This is a genomic window from Fictibacillus sp. WQ 8-8, from assembly GCF_024494405.1.
GTDB lineage: Bacteria > Bacillota > Bacilli > Bacillales > Fictibacillaceae > Fictibacillus_C > Fictibacillus_C marinisediminis.
In genome coordinates, this window is record NZ_JAMXKG010000001.1 from 404596 (window position 1) to 422507 (window position 17912).

Here is a 17912-nt window from a genome sequence, read left to right on the forward strand (position 1 = left end):
TTCTCCTTTTTCATTTATTGCGTCTGCAGTTCCATCTTGTGCTTCATCTGAGGCTGACCTAAAAGACGAAGCGCACTGTTCACACTTTTACCCAGCTTTTGCCCCGGTATTAATTCCTTTACCGTAAGCTGGCCGCTGTTCATAAATGTATACAAGAACCATTTTCGTTCATAGCCTTCAAGGGAATGGCGGTACCCGCTTATCAATTTTTGAGTATTGCGGTCAAACAGAAATTCCTCCAGTTTATACGAAAAACGCGAGCCAGAGAACATCATTGAATTCATTGGCAGGATCGGCAGCATCTGATGGCGCAAAACATGTTCCGGCAGATAAAGGTCAAGCAGCTGATGAGGATAGTCATTCAATTTATGCAGGTTTGTGATGCTTTGCAGTGCAGGCAGAATAGAGATCCTTCCATAGAAAGTCGTAACGATCATGCTGTCGTTCTCGACTTCAAAGGTAAAGACGATCTCATTGTCAATAATGGCGGTATTCCGTCCGACGATCACCATCCGTTCCGGTTCACACCATAACGTATTCATAAATGATTGCAGGGAAACAAGACTCATGTTCGGACCAATGCGTATGTTCCATCGGTAAGCCGCATGCTTCGTTATATATAATGTTCGAATGTTTTTTTTATATAGAGAAAAGTAATTACGATGGCGGTTTTGATATCCTTTTATCCTCAATCCAAGCAAGGTTTTAAAAGAATGATAGTACCATTCGTTTGTTTGATGAGGAACAATATTACTTTTCCAGTCATGGACTTCAATTGCCCCTGCCTTCATGGTGTGGACCCTTCCCTCAATTACATATTCCAGTAGTATATTAATATAATATTACCATTTATTATCCAAAAATAGAGTACTATATTCCTATTATGGTAACGAATGGGTAAAAAGTCAATAACTCTCCAACCGATTTTTCAAAGATTTCATGAATTTATTTGGACAATGAAACCTTTCGGAAAATCCGCCGTCTAATCTTATAAATGCAGCTCATTTCTTATGAAGGGACGAATGATGGTAAACACGGACAGCAGGTACCTATAAGGCCTGCTGTCCATTGCAACTCATTTGAGAAAAGGGAGATCAAAACATGAAAAAGGGGATATTTTTCTTAGGGTTATTTGCTTTATTGCTCGCAAGCTCCTTCATCCTTCCAAACCAATCCGTTACAGCCTCAAAATCATCTGAAGTATACACTTCCGGTCCAAAAACGAAAAAGGTAGCGGCCCTTACCTTCGATGACGGCCCTGATGGAAAAACAACCGATCAGATTCTTTACATTTTAAAAAAATATCATGTTAAAGCCACCTTTTTTGTTGTCGGAAAACAGGTGAAAGCCTATCCGTCAGTCATTAAACGGATCCACAAAGACGGCCATTATATCGGCAACCACACCTACAGCCATCCTTCCCTTACCAAGTCCAACCAAACCAAAATCCGATCTGAACTAACCAAGACCAATCAGCTCCTGCGCCCCCTCATCGGATATCAGCCAGCCGTTATGAGACCTCCATACGGAAGCTATAACAATCTCGTCATCTCTGAAGCGAAGCGTGCCCACATGAAAGTCGTCATCTGGTCAGTGGATACCCGCGACTGGTCTGGTGTTTCTACAGGCACCATCCTGAATACAGTAAAAAAGGAGACCCGCCCTGGAGCGATCATCCTCCAGCACACCATCCCCCATAAAAATATGAGCAACACAACAGCAGCCTTACCCAAAATCATCGAGAGTCTCAAAAAGCAAGGATACACCTTTGTCACCGTTCCCGAAATGCTCGGGATGAAGAAATAAAAAGCAAGTTCAAGTTCAAAAAAGGGTGCCAGGCACCACGTTTTGACATATGTCAAAAGGCGGTGCCTGGCACCCAATTTTATAGATTAATAAAGTTGTTTAGCCCCTAGATAGCGGTCGGTCCAGTAGGACAGCCTAATGTCGCTGACTGCTACGCCGCGAGAGCCGCTGTGGACAAAATTATTATTGCCGATATAGATGCCCGCATGAGATGGCCCTTTTTTATAGGTTTCAAAAAATACGATGTCTCCCACTTTCGGCTGGCTTACCGTTTTTCCAGCATCCCAAATAGAAGCTACCGTTCTTGGCAGCTGTACATTTTGCTTTTTAAACAGGTACACAAGGAACCCGCTGCAGTCAAAGCCTTCTTCCACCGTTTCGCCGCCCCACGTATAAGGCGTTCCGACAAGCTCTGCTGCATCACCTACTAGATTAATAACGCTGAAGGGCTTGGCCGTTGTTTGCGGTTTAGCCGGTTCAATCCCCTTCTTTTTTACTTCAGCTTTGATTTTTTCAATGGTCTTGCTGTCGGCTACTCCCGTAACGGAAAGCTTATAGGCTTTTTGAAATGATTTGACACTCGTCTCTGTCAACTTTCCAAAAATGTTATCTACCTTATATGTATAAAAACCAAGCACTTTTAAGTCGGATTGAAGCTGATAAACCTTGGGACCTACCGAATGCAGCCGCAGATCTGCAGATGGCGGAGGTGCCGTTTCATCTTCTTTTTTCTTTGCTTCGGCACTGATTATCGTGAGGGTCTTGCTGTCCGCCACTCCTGTAACCGGTAGCTTATACGCTTTTTGGAATGACTTGACGCTTGCCTCTGTCTTTTTTCCGAAAATCCTGTCCAGGCTATAATTGTAAAAACCAAGAGCTTTCAGATCAGATTGGAGCTCATGGACTTCGGAACCTACCGAATTCAAGCGAAGGATGAACGAAGACTCGTTAGCCGGCTTCGGCTTAGCTGGGACAGGCTTTTGGCTTTTTACGGGAGATGCTGATGATGCCTTAAAGAGTAATCTTTGTGTCTTATCATCCGCTATTCCCGTTGCCGAAATTTTCTTTTCCTTCTGATAAGCCTTTACAGCATCAGCTGTCACTCTGCCGAAATAACCTGTGATCTTAGGGTATTTAAAGTACCTAAGCTCCTTCAGCTTCCGCTGGAGCCGCTCTACCTCATTCCCTTGAGAGCCTTGTTTCAGCGTTTTATATGTGGCTTTCACCGTTTTTGGAGTACTGGCAGGCGGTTTGACCACTGGTTTCTGTGTGATCGCCCGGACGGTCATCTTGCCTGTTATGCCATCGATCACAAGATGGTGCTTTTTCTGAAACTCTTTTACCGCGTTTGTGGTAACCGGTCCGTAATAACCTGTAACATGTGAAGACTTTAAATAGCCCTGATGCAAAAGCGCCCGCTGCAGTTCCTTAACATCCGGATGCTTCATCCCGTTCCGTAACACTTGATCTCCTAATGCTGCCTCTCCTTTGGACGGAAGAAGCAGAATTGCCCCCGCACAAGCAGAGGAAATGACCAGAGTTTTAACCGCGTTCGTGTTACCCTTTTTCAAATGCGTATCCCTCCTTATTCGACCATAAGTGCCATATACTACTAAATATATCGGAAGAAACTGGCAGATGACAAGTTAATTTTTTAACTTTTTTGTATATTTGGGTAGAACGAAGGAGACTTAGGTCTAATTGATTATAAGGGGTGCCAGGCACCATCGTTACACAAGTGTGTAACGGCGGTGCCTGGCACCCTTTTTGTAACACTTTTTTATATTATAATACTTTCTTACTATTTAACTAGCTCCTTATACTTGTTATAGTTAAAAAGTCTTTATTTACTAGAATTTATTGGATAGTATTATTTTTGGTTAATTTTAACTACCAGGAGGAGAACTGAAATGAGTAAAAAGCTTAAAATTTCGCTGGCGGTGGTTTTCGTTGCCCTGCTTTCTTTTAGTACAGGTGCTTATGCCGCAACCAAATACTACCTGAACTTTAATGATAAAACGACCAAAACCGATGTAAGGATGATTAACAAAAAAGCATATGTCCCGTTGAATGACATCTCAAAACTGTTTGGCGGAAAGGTCAGCTACAACAGTAAAAAACATACGTATTATGTGAAAGCCAAAGATTATCATCCTGCAAACAGCCAAGTTAAGACATCAATGTAAAAGCAACCGGTACTTCAGGGCCAATGAAAATCATCGTTTCAAAGGTTACACTGCATCCGAGCTTCAAAAAAGACAGCTACTCTTCACCTGTCCGTGCTGTGGTGATGGATGTTGCCGTTGAGAACACCAGCAAACAAACTGTTGAATGGTATCCTGCCCAAGGGGCACTCAACCTGAACACGAAGGAACAGGTGGAATTTTCACATCCTGATTCAGACCTTGTTGAGGGGACATTTAACGGACAAGTAATCAAAAAAGGAAAAGTCATTTATGAAGTTAAAAGCTCTTTAAGCAGTATCAAAAATCTAAAGTGGTCGATCAGCCAGCCGTTTGATAACAATTTAAATGGACTTGGACCTGATATTGTTGTTCCCATCACACTTATTAAATAACTTTAAAAAAAGCAAAGGATGGTCACACGAGTGTCCATCCTTTGCTTTTTTTAGTGCCAGGCACCGTTTTTTCGATTTTTTACACACTTGTGTAATCGCGGTGCCTGGCACCAATCAACGTAGCACCAATCCACACTGCTCTTACCGAATCTCAGCTTTAAGCTTGTAGGAATGGACAGAGGCGTTGCCGTAACGGTCTTTTACTTGAATGTGATACGTGCCTTTGCCGAGTGTTGTGTAAAGCACTTCTGAGTCGCCATTACCATAGTAATTGCTCTTGGCCACTTCCTTGCCGTCCTTGTAAACAGTGATCACGCCGTCAATATCTGCAGACGTTTCGAGCGTAAGTTTTACGTTTGCTTTTTTGCTGAGGGACCATTTGTACCAGTCTGCATCAGTTTTGTTCTTGATCATATTGAAATAGCCTGTGCCGCTGTACGATTTGCTGCTGACCTTTTTCAGGCTGAGCGGCTTGGATGGTTTGTTTCCTTTGACGACTGATTTTGCATCTTCATCCTTGCGATTCACAGACTCAACTTTTAATGTGTACGGGATAAATGACAGCTCAGGTTTATAATCGAAGAATCCGATTCCTACGATAAAGTAGCCTTTGCCTTTTTTCGTTGTGAAGGAACCTCTTGTTTCAGATCCTTCAATTCCCTTATACACTTCCTTCAGCTTGTCTAGCTCTGACTCATCTACCCTGCGGTTGCCGTTCGTGTCTTCTCCCACAAGAACAAGACCATAATAATCGTTCAGCAGTTCACTAGGATACTTTGCTTTCAACTCTTTCGTAACTGCTCCTTTAGTCAAAGAAACATTAGAGATGCCCGTCTCTTTGGCTTTCATATAGAAAGCGTCCATATCTCCAGGCATTGAGAACATGCCGGTTGCTTTGTTATTTTTAAGGTCTTCGAAATGGTCCATCATATCATTCGGCTCGTTGGCGTCATCAGGATTGGACGCCAATAGCTTGGAGCTGAACTCATACGGATCATAGAGTGTAGATCCGTTCATTTTATTATTGGCGATTCTGACAAAATATTTTTGACCTTTTCTTAAGCCAGCAATCGCGTGGTCTTCCAATGTTCCATCAAACCAGTCATTGCTGTAGTTGTCTCCAACTCTTCCAAGGTCCAGCTGCCATTCACCGTCTTCATCTTTATACTTCTCCAGCTGATAAATTTGAATCGCCGGCTTTTGGCCTTTTCCAAGATTGAAATCATAGATGCCGTCCTGTTTTGGAGAGAAGGAGAACCAGTCTTCATCCATCTGCTTTTGCAGAACTCCTGTTTCTTTTGACCCAAGAACATAAGGGTTGGCGTTGTCCACGATATCCTGCGGATCAATATCATTTTCTTGATTACTGATGATGATGATGATCTCTACATCCTGCTCGTGGGCTCTCTTGCGCTCTATTTGTTTCAAAGCTACATAATCTTTAACCGTAAATTCTTTGTTTTCCAGTTTTCCTTCTGGTGAATCCTCTTCAAAAGGAAGTCCGTCCTCATCTGGAGGAGTGACCTTGCTTTCGACATCAAGGCTGTAGGAAATCGCAGAAGGTTCGGGAGACTCTTCATCGATCATATCGAAGTCCATGAAGAAGTCAAATATACCGTCAACGATCTCAGACTTATTCGTCGTGCTGATCAAGTAGTCAACGTTCGGAACCGCTTCAAAGACCATCGTCTCGCCTTCACCATAGCCGTTGGCGTTTTGATAAAACATTGGTTCAGGTCCGTCCATTTTCTCACCTGTGTCCTCATCACCCGCCATTTGGCTTACCGCTTCTGCATCACCAGGATCTTCATCCGTGACCTGCTCCTCCGCGTAAACCTTCAGCGTGCTGTTGACGCCAGGAACTCCAGTCGTTTTCACTTTAACGAGCTGAGGCTTGTCCACTTTGAATGTATAGAAGTCTTCATCCTCATTTTCACCAGTAAAGGTTCCTTTTGCGTGATACGGGAACGTACTGATGTTAGCAGGCTTATCCATCGTATTTTTATCAACCGGAAGCTCTTGAAGACGTTTGATTTTAAGCGTATATCGAGATGCAGCAGCCTTGGAATCATCAAAGTTTCCGTTGACGTCCTTCACTCCGATCGTCATATAGCCGCTGAAAGGCACTTGGAACAGTTTGCCTTCCGTTCCGTTAGCCTGAAGCTTATTAACGTCAAGCATCGTTGTGCTGTCCGTTCCGTAAAGGTTAAGCTTCAGTTTCAGGTCATAGTTTTTTGATCCTTTTAGAGAAGTCTGAATGTACTCCCCTTTGTTCACGTAAAACTTGACCCATTTTTCTTCATTGGCCTTCGTGATTTTTCCTTCTTTTACAAGGTCTTTGTTGTTTATAGGGAAAATCTCAGTCGCTGCGTCTTTAATTTCTTTTTCCGTTTGGAGCGGCTTAACCGATGCAGGAATGTTTTTGACATTAAACTTAAGGGCAGAGACAGGCTGGACAAGTCCGTGCGCGTACTTTGTATCATAGCCCTTGGAACCAAGGTCTTTTGCTGTATGTTCAAGTACATATTCGACCTGTGCCGGTTTGAGCGAAGGATACTTGGAAAGCAGCAGTGAAGCTGTACCCGCAACAACCGGAGAGGCCATGCTCGTTCCGCTCATTTTCTCAAACGTTGATTTCTTTTCATAATCATAAAGCGGTGCATAAATAGCCTCCCCTGGTGCTACTATGTCAACAGATGGCCCATAGTTGGAATACCAGGACAGCTTGTTTTTTGCGTTTGTAGAACCTACACTAATGACGCCTTCAAAAGCGGCTGGGTAGAACGCCGCATCAGTAGCATTATTGCCTGCTGCAGCCACAACCGTAACGTTCGCTTTGATGGCTGTTTTCACCGCGTCTTCAATTAACGGAGAAGGCGCAGAGCTGCCAAGGCTCATGTTGATCACTTTTGCACCGTCATGAACCGCTTTTAAAATGGCATCGGCAATCGTATAATCGCTCGCACCCATACCGCGGTCAAAGACGTCATAAGACATGATTTTAGCATTAGGATTCACACCATATCCTCCAACCCCATTGCCTTTTTTAGCAGCAATAATCCCGCTGACATGCGTGCCGTGGAAATCAGGCATCGCCTGGTTCATCGGATCGTTTGCGTTATAGCTGGAAATGACCTGTCCTTTTAATTCAGGATGGTTTCTGTCCACTCCCTGGTCGATCACTGCAACCTTAACCGCATGCTTGCCGGCAAGCTCCTGGGCTTTCGCGATCTGTAAAAGTGACAGATGATACTGCTTGCCCGTTTTCGGGTCTGGCGCAGAGAGCGTTTTAGAAAGAATGCTTGGAGAAACGGACGCTACCTTCCCCAATTTTTGATAGATTTTCATTGCTTGCTCAAATTTTTTCTTGTTGTTGACTCGAACGACTGTGTATTTATATTGGCTGTACGACCGGATCACTGTCGCTCCCGCGTTCTTGTGATCTGTGGACGTCAGCGGTTTTGTGTACTTGATGACGAGCGTATCGTCACTGAATAAAGGCTTGTTGCTTTTTGCTGTGCTTCCTTTTGTGACGTTTTCAAGTTCAGTCATCGCCAGCGATTTTTTTGAAACTGACGGGACTTTGACTTCAGCGTGAACGGCAGAATATCCGCTGGCCAGCATGCTGGCAGACAGACCTACAGCCGCAATCTGCTTTTTCCAATTTTTCATGTGCTATCCTCCAAATTCAGCATAAAAAACAGTAAAACGATGTCGTGCTGCATGTTTCTTCTTTTCCCACCCCACTTTTGCATAAAGCATACCTTACGATTCGTCGGCATTTACTAAACTCCTCTATTTTTACAAAAAATGGTTAAATGGTGCCAGGCACCGTCGTTACACAAGTGTGTAATTGCGGTGCCTGGCACCCAATCAATTGCACCACATACAAAAAGCTCTCCGGATACTAATCGGAGAGCTTTTAAGCTGATGATTGGATTTCGTTACTTTACAGTAATTTTAGTAGATTTGCTTTTGTTGCCTGCTGCATCAGTCGCAGTAACATAAAGAACCGTTCCGCGTTTTTGGGCTTTGATCGGAGCTTTGTAGGCACCTGAAGAGCTCGCCGCCGCTTTTCCGATAACAGTCTTCCCTTTTTTAACTTCTATTTTTGATTTTTTTTCTGCTTTTCCGGTAACGTATTTATCGTTACTATCGACTTTGTTTACCTTGGGAGCAGCCGGAGCAACAGCTTCGAAGGTAGTGAATTTAACGCTGTAAGGCTTTGTTGACCAGTGGTTGTTCGCTTCATAAACGGTCACATAATTAATGCCTGGTTTCAGTTTGGCATACCATGTTTCTGCTTTGCCCACACCGCTTTTATCAGCAATTTTTTCATACGTCAGCTTTCCATCAGCTGAGATTCTGTCTACGGCAACGACCGGATCCATGCCTGCGGTGGCTGATACTTCAATCTTCACATTGTATTCTTTCGTTAATTTAAAACGGTACATGTCCCCATCAAACGGAACATCAAACTTATCTTTGTAAACCGTTCCCTTGCTCATCCACTTGGCTTTTGCCGGAATATCCGTTGTATCTCCAGCAAGATAAGGAAATTTCGTCTCTAAAGCTTTGGCTGCATCAATTCTTCCGTATCCATAAAAATCAGTCAGCCCGGCAGCGTTTTTATAGCCCTCACGATCAGGCTTGAATGCTGATTTTTCAATCATATATTCGACTTGCTGAGGTGTCAGCGCTGGATTTTTCGTTAGTAAAAGAGAGGCCAGTCCTGAAACCATCGGCGCGGAAAATGAGGTCCCTGAAACATCCTGTGAGCCGTATTTTCCGTTCATAAGCGTCGTCATGATGTTTGTTCCTGGAGCGACAACATCGAGTTCTGGCCCTCTGCTCGAGAACGGAGCGATAACATCGTTGTATCTCGTCGCACCGACACTGATGACCTGCGGATAGGCAGCCGGATAGTTCACACCGTACACTGGATTCTCGTTACCTGAAGCCGCTACCAGAATAATTCCTTTGTGGACAGCTTCCATGATGGCATCATATTCTGCCTGGCTCGGTTCGGCAGATCCAAAGCTCATATTGATGACTTTCGCACCGTGATCAATGGCGTAATGAAGACCGGCGATCGCGCTTGAATTAGGAATGCTTACTTTCCCGCCAACCCGTACAGGAAGAATCTGAACATGGTTATTTAAACCGCTGATGCCGATCTTGTTGTCAGTCGCTGCGGCTATGATTCCGGAGACCTCAGTCCCGTGGCCGACCGTATCATTGGCCGTTTTAAGGTTGTTCACAAAGTCTTTGCCCTTGAGCACCTTCCCTTTTAGGTCGGGATGAGCAGCATTAACTCCTGTGTCCAAAACAGCAACGATGACCGGTTTCTGTCCTGCTGGCGGATTCACTAGATCTTTTGCCCAGTTGATCTTTTTTAATGCCCACTGCTGGTCATACAGTTTATCGTTTGGCTTTACCGTCTCAGCTGTTCTTTTTGAAAGGTAGTTCGGTTCAGCATATTCCACAGCTTGATCAGCTTTGATCTGTGACAGTGTTCTTTCATAGTTTTTGTCGTTAGGAACCTGGTAAACACTGATTCCTTCTTCTTTCAGGATAGAAGGTGCCGAGGTGGTTTCCAGGCCGTATGAAGAAGGTGCAAACGCGTTTCCTTCTTTCGTTTTTACAATAATTTCTCTTTTATTAACGTTAGCTAGATCTATGGATACGGACGGCTGTTCTATCGTTTGTGTGCTAAAGAATAGGTTTCTTTTAGCAAGCTCTGTTCCTTGCGCATGGACAGCTGTTCCTAATAGGCTTGTACCTACCAATCCAGCGGTTAAAATGGACATCGTTCGTTTAAATGTATTCATTCTCTTCCCCATCTTTTGTCTAATTTTATGCAAGCTTTATTATATCATTTTTCTTTTCTAGTAAAATGAAATATCTTAAAAATATTGGAAATTTTGTTGGTGTACGGTGTTGGTGTGCGGTGCCATGATGTGCGGTGCCAGGCACCGCGATTACACAAGTGTCAAAAGCCGGTGCCTGGCACCAAACTAAAAGTTACAGCACCGGTGTCCTTCTCACGATCTCGCCATATTCTGCTCCTTCTATGAAACTCTTATAATTGTCCTGCTTAGGGGTTGGGAATTGAGAGAGGATATAATCGGTTTTCACTTTTACTCCTTGGTCTATTCCCACGGAGATATAGTGCCTGTAACTCGTCCACTCGTAATCTTCTGCATTGCATACCATCTTAGCCGCTACAGGGTTTTGATGGATGTACCGGCTGACATCAATTAAATACATCATGGAATCAATGAGAGAAGCGCCATAACGGCCCTGAAACACATGTCCCACCTGATCGTATTTTCGATTAATGTACTTTGCATATTGTGTATTCAGGTATCCCATAGCTTCACCAGGGGGGCTTACGGTTGTTTCCAGAAGGAGATGGGTGTGGTTGGGCATGAGGCAATAAGCATGAAGGTTAAAAGGATGGCGCTTGTTTGTCTTTCTCAGCAAATATAAGTAATAGAGGTAATCTTCACGTTCATGAAAAATAGGTGTTTTACGGTTTCCTCTGCAGGTAATGTGGTAGATCGCACCCGGAAACCAGGTTCGTTGTTTGCGCGGCATTACGGGGCTCCTTTCAGGAATTGGGGGATTAAATGATGGGGAGAGATTGATGCAAAACGAAGAGGTAAAATATTATGTTCTACAGCCTTTCTCACTTCCCTGCCTAAGGCAAGAAAAAAATATATGGTGCCAGGCACCGCGATTACACAAGTGTGTAAAGGCGGTGCCTGGCACCATAGTTATCTAAAGTAGCTGTTCAGTCCTTCGGCAATGCCGGCGGCTGCTTTTTGCTGATGAGCGGATGTTCGGACGATCTGCTCTTCACTTTTATTGGATAAGAACCCTAGCTCGACAAGCACACATGGACGCTTGTTGGTACGCAGAACTTGAAGGTTTTTCCCGGCGATTCCACGGCTCTTAAATCCTGTATATTTCACAACGCCCTGCTGTACAAGGGAAGCCAGTCCGCTGTATACAGAACCGGGCTGATAGAACGTTTCAATTCCTGTTCCGGCAGAAGGCCCTGAATTATAGTGAATGCTTACAAACGCATCGACCAAATAATTATTGCTTAATTGCGGGCGTGAAGTTAACGCGATGGCTGTATCGGTGGAGCGTGTCATATAGACCTTGGCTCCTGCCGCTCGCAGCTTCTGAGCTAAAATAAGCGCGGTGGATAACGTTACATTTTTTTCATATGTGCCGTAGCCCGCACCTACAGCCCCTACGTCATAGCCGCCGTGCCCTGGGTCAATCATGATTTTCTTCCCTCTTAGGCTGGGGAAACTTGAAGGGAGAGAAAGGTTATTGTCATTAATTTTGGTAAAGGTGATGTAGGCTTTATGTACCCAGCCTTTTATTCCGCTGGATGTTTTGATGTTCAGCCAGTCTCCTTTGCTTGAGTACACTTGCACTTCGGCTCCGGTATTCAGCTTAGCTACGACCTTAAAAGATGTACCCGCGTTTTCTCTTACATTTAAATCATTCGTCGTGACGTATCCTTTTTTAACAGAAGGCTGTACGGGTACCGGAGCAGTCGCTGATAAGTATTTTTTAGACACCCATCCTTTTGTGCCGTTTGAAGCCTGGATATAGCTCCATGTGCTTCCCGGGTCCAAAACCTTTACCTGCTGGCCTTTTTTCAAGGTCATCAACGACTTGCTTGAGGTTGTTGCCTTCTCTCTTAGGTTCAGAGAGCCAGTATTAACATAGGCATAAACTGTTTTAGCCGGGGCAGGGGCAGGGGCCCTGCTGGCTACATAGCTTTTAAGAACCCAGCCTGTTTTTCCATTGGGAGCCTTTGCATTGTGCCAGGAACCTGATGTTTTCAGGATGGTAATCTTTGTTCCTCTCTTCAGCTGCATCAGAGATTTGCTTGTCGTTGATGCCTTCTCTCTCAGCGTTAAAAAAGAAGAAGCGTTCACATAGCCATACACTGTTTTTGCTTTTGGTGCTGAAGATGGCACAGGAGCTTTCGTAGAGATGTAGCTCTTGGACACATAGCCTTTCTTGCTTCCGGCTGCCTGAATATAATACCAAGAACCTGACGTTTTTAAGATGGTAACCTTGTTTCCTTTTTTCAATAGCAAAACGGATTTGCTGGAGGTCGTGGCCTTTTCCCTCAGATTGAGAGAGGAAGCCGTCACGTATCCTGTTTTTGTTGCAGAGGATGCGGATACGCTGATTTTTTTCAGATATTTTGATGATACCCAGCCTGTCCCCTTTTTCAAAGTCACCTGAGACCATCCGTTAGACTCTGCCTTAATCGTAACGGCTGCATCCTTTTTCAGTTTATCGATAATACTGCTGCTGGTACTGGGCTTCGATCTGACATTTAGAATCGATGCTGTAACTTTTGCTTTTGTTTGGCTCGCTGCAGCGTCTGCATGTGTGGTAAAAAGAGATAAAATGAATGCCAGGATGAGAGCCAGTGAAGTAATCTTTCTCAAATGCTGTAAGCCCCCTTTCTCACTTTCTATCTTTTCTACTAATCTTTTTCTACTATTTCTATCGGCAAATCGACGGAAAAATCCACCAAAATTCTACTAAAAATTCAGGTGCAAGGCACCGCGTTTTGACATATGTGTAATCGCGGTGCCTGGCACCCGGTTTATTTCCCTGCTGTTACTTTTATGGAATAAGGGTCTTTAGCCCAATGGTAGTTGTTGTCGTAAACAGTGAGATAATACGTACCGGCAGTCAATGAAGCCGTGAACGACTCTTTTCCGTTTAATCCTCGGGCATCATGAGGTTTTTCATTGATGACCCTGCCGTTGCTGTATTTATCAATCCATACCGTACTGTTAATGCCGGCTACCCCGCTGACATCGACTCTGACATTGGTTTTCTTGGAAACTTTGAATGTAAACCAATCAACGTCGCTCGGGGTATCGAACTTATCGCTATATAGCTTGCCAACAGTCACTTTTTTCGCTTTTGAGCGCCGATCACCCACATCATTCTTTAAACTAGGAAGCTTCGTATAGAACGGTTTGAGAGCATCTGCCCGACCATATCCATAATATTGATTCCATTTTCCTTTATATTTGGCAGGCAAATAGGCAGAGCTCTCAAGCAGATACTCCACATCATCAGGATATAAAGAAGGTTCTTCAGCAAGAAGAAGCGAAGCAAGGCCGCTGACAATCGGTGCGGAAAAAGATGTACCATCAAAATAGTCATAGTCACCATCGATTGCCGCCGTTAAAACATCTGTTCCCGGAGCCACGATGTCCAGTAATTCTCCGTAATTGGAAAAATCAGCGATACCGTCGTTAGGAGTGGACGCCCCTACACTTAGAACCTCTGGATAGGCTGCAGGATAACCTACAGCATCATCTTCATTTCCTGATGCCGCAACAAGCACAATTCCTTTTTCATAAGCAGAACGGATAACATCATATTCAATGTCCTCATACTCACTTCCGCCATAGCTCATGTTGATCACATCAGCTTTTTGTGAAATGGCATAATAGATTCCCTCGACGCAATCACTCGTTGACATTCCTTCTTCATCCCCTACACGGACTGGAAGTATATCAGCATACGGATTGATTCCAGCCATGCCTATGCCATTGTTTACAGTAGCCACAATGACACCTGCGACAGCTGTTCCATGGCCGTCATAATCCATGGGATCGCTGTCTTCATCGTATGTATCGTAGCCAGATAACACTCTTCCTTCTAAATCCGGATGAGTGTAATCAACACCTGAGTCGATAACAGCCACCTTTATCCTCGCCTTTGGTGATAGTCCAAGCCATGCGTTTGGAACTTTCATTTTGGGAAGCGGCCACTGATAAGAATAAAAAGGATCGTTCGACATTTTCTTGACCATATAATCTGGCTCGGCTGATTCTATGCGAGCTGACCGCTTTAATTTTCTTAGAGTTCCTTCATAATTTAGCTTTTTCGGAATTCGAACCACCTTAAGATTCTCTTTTCCTAAAATAGAAGAAGAGTCCGCGATCGTAACACCGAACCCCTTTACAAGTTCCTCATTCGACAGCGTGGTCTTTACGATGGCCTGCCTGTTTTTTACGTGATCATTAGAATGATTACTCATTAAATGAATCTTGCTGCTCGGTTGAAAAGACTTCTTTCTTCGCTGCCAGTTCTCATCATCCGCTGATGCTGACGTACTAAAAGAACTTAATAAAATACTGGCCAACGCAACTCCTGCCATAAAACGACTGTACTTTTTCACACTGCTGCCTCTCTTCATCTTGTTTGATTTAACGGTGTTACCATTTTTATATCGGGTATCATCCTCCATAATTTAGAAAATATAGGTAAATCATCATACCTGAACTCTAAAAACACCTGCGAGACTGAACACTTAGAACCTGATAATTTACTATTAATTACAATTATACAATATATTACAAATATTTACAGTGAAATAAGAAAATGGTGCCAGGCACCGCGATTACACACTTGTGTAATTGGGGTGCCTGGCACCAGATATTAGGGTGTGGTACATTGGAATAAAATTTAACAGGGGAAGGCGGTATAAAACGATGGAGCATTTTCTTCTTTTTGTGGTCATGGCGGTTTGCCTGATTATTCTTCCCGGCCCTGATACAGCCATTGCCACGAAAAACACGTTATCTCTAGGAAAGACTGGCGGTTTTAAAACCATGCTTGGAACATGCGGCGCCTTGCTCATTCACACCGTAGCAGCTGTTGTAGGCCTGTCTGCCATCATTGTGAAATCGGCAATGCTTTTTTCTATTTTCAAGTATGCTGGGGCGGTCTATCTGATCTACATCGGAATAAAGTCGCTCTGGTCATTAAAGGACCGGAATATTGAAACAGCCTATTCTGCGGAACCTGCAGATCAAACACCCGGAATCCGAAAGTCCTCATCTTGTTTCAGACAGGGATTCCTTACAAATCTTCTAAACCCAAAGGTCGCACTTTTCTTCCTAACGTTCCTTCCGCAATTTCTTGAACGCGGCAGCAACGCCTTTGTGCAATTTTCCATTATGGGTCTCACCTACACACTTCTGACAGCGGCCTGGTTTTTCTTTTACGTCTATTTGATCAACCAGATCAGTGTCTTTATGAAAAGGCCGGCGACTCAGCGTGTCATGCAGGGAGTAACGGGTGTGGTACTCATCGGCTTCGGCATGAAACTCGCTTTAGAAAAGCAGAACTAAACAACGCCTCACCAATCCTCTTGAAGCTGCCAAGAGGATTTTTTTGTGACATAATGTTACAAATTGAAGCATTACGGGTATTGATTGGAAAGTTATTTTCATCATTTAAATATTTCACACTTGTAAGGGAGGGGAAGAAAAATGTTTAAGGTAGTTGGTGTTTATAAGACAGAACAAGAAGCAGTGGAAGAACGAAATCAACTGAAACCGAAAAACGAAAACAGCACATTTTTAGTCGTTGGGCCTTATGAGACCATTGAAGAAAAAGAAGATAACGAGGAGATCATACAGCATTTTTTGGACCAATCCGACAACTCATCCTTCTCACAGAATCTCTCAGGAAAAGAGAGACTCGTCTTTCTAGGAGTAGATCATAAAGAAGCGGAACATTACGGAAACCACCTCGAGACAGGGGAATTTTTATTATTGAAAGAGTAAGGCTCCATTTCATCACAAAAAAGGCATCCGTGCTTCGTTGCACAGATGCCTTTCTTATTTTAAGCCTCTAAAGAATCATTGTTTTTAGCCTGGCGGATTTCATTGTAAAATTCAGCTGAAGATGCGGACATATAAGGCGTCAGCCAAAGAAACCCGATAAACAGTGTCACAACCGCCAGGATCACCCAGCCGATAAAACTAAGCTGAAGAAGGAAGTACTTCCACTTGTAGCCGTCCATTAATCTGCGGCTTTCGGTGATGGCACCCGTAATCGAAATCCCCGGGTTGTCTTTCAAGACATAGAATGTTTGCGAATAAGCAAGCCCTTTGATAATACCCGGAACAATCAATAGCAGGGTCCAAAGAACTGTGAAAATCCATACCAGGATCGTTGTTCCAATAATCTTTAAGAACGTACCGATGTCCAAGAAAGGCTGAAACATGTTCTTCACTTCTTGAGGCTCACGCCTTATAAAGCTCAGAAAGACCCAGCTAAAGCCAATCGTGATTGGGTAAACAAAACCGTTAATAATCCAAGAAAAGATATATGCTGATAGATTTCGTTCAGCTCCATTAAATTCGTCCTTTCCTCCCAATAGAAAAAAATCAATCAAGTTAGGAAGGAAAAACGTAAAGATTCCCAAAAGGAACGTCAATAGGACCGCAAAGCCCCATTTGTTTTCCAGGGCAACCCTTGCTTCCTTTTTTATTTCTCCGATTCTCATGCCTCTTTCACCTTACCTTTTTTGTTTCAATTCTTTTTGCAAAATAGTTATTCTTTGGAAAAAGCCATTATATCACAAGTCATTTTGCAGTATGCTCTTTTTTTAGGTGAAGGGCTTCTTCTGATCGGTCCAGCCAGTCGGCAACTAAAGCATTGAAGACTGCGGGCTGTTCAATCTGCAGGTTGTGCCCCGCCCGGTCCAATACAGCAAAAGATGCACGAGGAAATTGATCCATGATGGCCCAATGATCTTTGAAGCCGACAACAGCATCCTGCCTGCCAGTAAAAAACAGAACAGGCTTCTCAAAGGGTTTCTGTAAGTCGATAGAAGAGGTAAAAGCGTAGTTCTGCTTTATTTTTTCCAGAAAAACAGGATCTGCCAGCATCACACCTGGTATGATTTCTTCCCTCGTTCGTTTCAGTACATATTCATCCTGTACAACTGCTATAGACGCAAACTCCCTGGCTTCTTCCAACGGAAGGGATGCGATTAGCTGCTCATCTGTTTTAATGACCGTATGCTCCGGCAGCTCTCTTTTTTCATGTTCTGCGTAGATCGGTGAACAAATCGTGAGCAAGCCTTCTACCCTATCCCCCATTTTAGTCATGACGCCTCTCGCCAGATAGCCTCCATAGGATTCACCAGCAAGTAAAAAAGATTGTCCGGGTATTACTTTTTCAATAAAACGCAACACAACATCCAGCATATCATCCGTCCCGGTCAGCCAATACTCCCCTTTGGTCCGGCCCATCCCCGGCAGATCCAAATAGATTCGCTGAAACCCGCTTCGGTCTTTAAAAACCGGCTCCATACAGCCTTCCATCAACCGGTAATCCGGCGAGAAACCATGAATCATGATGATGGGCTTCCCTTCCCCATGTACCTCATAATGAACCTGAATATCTCCAAGATCGCAAAACATGTACATCGCCCTTTCATTGACGGTGCCATCGCGTGGTGCCTGGCACCCAATTTTGTCTTCTATTCTTATCCTCATTTTAACATTACTTCCTGAAAAGAAGGCCTCATTCACCCATTTGCCGAATAAGAATGTGGTGCCAGGCACCACGATTACACACATGTCAAAACGCGGGTGCCTGGCACCAAAATAGCAAAACTCCGAAACACAGCAAAAAAGGTTAAGAATTACTATCTGCTGCACAT

The 17912-nt window shown here is 43.8% G+C and carries 14 protein-coding genes; 5 read left to right on the forward strand and 9 right to left on the reverse strand.

Annotated elements, in window-relative coordinates:
* Nucleotides 1-14 precede the first annotated feature (14 nt).
* Nucleotides 15-791, reverse strand: a complete 777-nt coding sequence (locus M1K46_RS02030) for a hypothetical protein (protein WP_062237688.1) — start codon at nt 789-791, stop codon at nt 15-17.
* Between the two features lie 310 nt (nt 792-1101).
* Between M1K46_RS02030 and M1K46_RS02035 the strand changes: the two genes are divergently transcribed.
* Nucleotides 1102-1806: a polysaccharide deacetylase family protein gene (locus M1K46_RS02035; protein WP_256224654.1), complete on the forward strand. Its 705-nt coding sequence runs from the start codon at nt 1102-1104 to the stop codon at nt 1804-1806.
* 86 nt (nt 1807-1892) lie between these two features.
* On the opposite strand, the gene M1K46_RS02040 is transcribed toward M1K46_RS02035, so the two are convergent.
* Nucleotides 1893-3377: a peptidoglycan-binding protein gene (locus M1K46_RS02040; protein WP_256224655.1), complete on the reverse strand. Its 1485-nt coding sequence runs from the start codon at nt 3375-3377 to the stop codon at nt 1893-1895.
* Nucleotides 3378-3716: 339 nt separating this feature from the next.
* On the opposite strand from M1K46_RS02040, the gene M1K46_RS02045 reads away from it, so the two are divergent.
* Nucleotides 3717-3992, forward strand: coding sequence for a stalk domain-containing protein (locus tag M1K46_RS02045; RefSeq protein WP_256224656.1), 276 nt, complete (start codon nt 3717-3719; stop codon nt 3990-3992).
* A 23-nt stretch (nt 3993-4015) separates the two neighbouring features.
* Nucleotides 4016-4384, forward strand: a complete 369-nt coding sequence (locus M1K46_RS02050; protein WP_256224657.1) for a hypothetical protein — start codon at nt 4016-4018, stop codon at nt 4382-4384.
* Between the two features lie 141 nt (nt 4385-4525).
* Here the strand turns inward: M1K46_RS02050 and M1K46_RS02055 are convergent, their stop codons facing one another.
* The 5 genes from M1K46_RS02055 to M1K46_RS02075 form a co-directional block, all read right to left on the reverse strand.
* The gene (locus M1K46_RS02055; RefSeq protein ID WP_256224658.1) at nt 4526-8056 is read right to left on the reverse strand and encodes a S8 family serine peptidase; all 3531 of its coding nucleotides are present in this window, start codon (nt 8054-8056) and stop codon (nt 4526-4528) included.
* A gap of 272 nt (nt 8057-8328) precedes the next feature.
* Nucleotides 8329-10215, reverse strand: coding sequence for a S8 family serine peptidase (locus tag M1K46_RS02060; protein WP_256224659.1), 1887 nt, complete (start codon nt 10213-10215; stop codon nt 8329-8331).
* Between the two features lie 193 nt (nt 10216-10408).
* Nucleotides 10409-10984 carry a transposase gene (locus M1K46_RS02065; protein WP_053356929.1) on the reverse strand — a complete coding sequence of 192 codons (576 nt, stop codon included), beginning with the start codon at nt 10982-10984 and terminating at the stop codon, nt 10409-10411.
* A gap of 179 nt (nt 10985-11163) precedes the next feature.
* Nucleotides 11164-12873, reverse strand: a complete 1710-nt coding sequence (locus M1K46_RS02070; RefSeq protein WP_256224660.1) for an SH3 domain-containing protein — start codon at nt 12871-12873, stop codon at nt 11164-11166.
* A gap of 161 nt (nt 12874-13034) precedes the next feature.
* Nucleotides 13035-14630 carry a S8 family peptidase gene (locus M1K46_RS02075; protein ID WP_256224661.1) on the reverse strand — a complete coding sequence of 532 codons (1596 nt, stop codon included), beginning with the start codon at nt 14628-14630 and terminating at the stop codon, nt 13035-13037.
* Between the two features lie 313 nt (nt 14631-14943).
* On the opposite strand from M1K46_RS02075, the gene M1K46_RS02080 reads away from it, so the two are divergent.
* The gene (locus M1K46_RS02080; protein ID WP_256224662.1) at nt 14944-15585 is read left to right on the forward strand and encodes a LysE family translocator; all 642 of its coding nucleotides are present in this window, start codon (nt 14944-14946) and stop codon (nt 15583-15585) included.
* Between the two features lie 141 nt (nt 15586-15726).
* A complete protein-coding gene (locus M1K46_RS02085) occupies nt 15727-16023 on the forward strand; it encodes a hypothetical protein (RefSeq protein WP_062237676.1) in 297 nt (98 codons plus the stop codon).
* Between the two features lie 59 nt (nt 16024-16082).
* Here M1K46_RS02085 and M1K46_RS02090 read toward each other — a convergent pair whose 3' ends face one another.
* Nucleotides 16083-16748, reverse strand: a complete 666-nt coding sequence (locus tag M1K46_RS02090; RefSeq protein WP_256224663.1) for a DUF975 family protein — start codon at nt 16746-16748, stop codon at nt 16083-16085.
* Nucleotides 16749-16827: 79 nt separating this feature from the next.
* Nucleotides 16828-17670, reverse strand: coding sequence for an alpha/beta fold hydrolase (locus M1K46_RS02095; protein WP_256224982.1), 843 nt, complete (start codon nt 17668-17670; stop codon nt 16828-16830).
* Nucleotides 17671-17912: the final 242 nt, after the last annotated feature.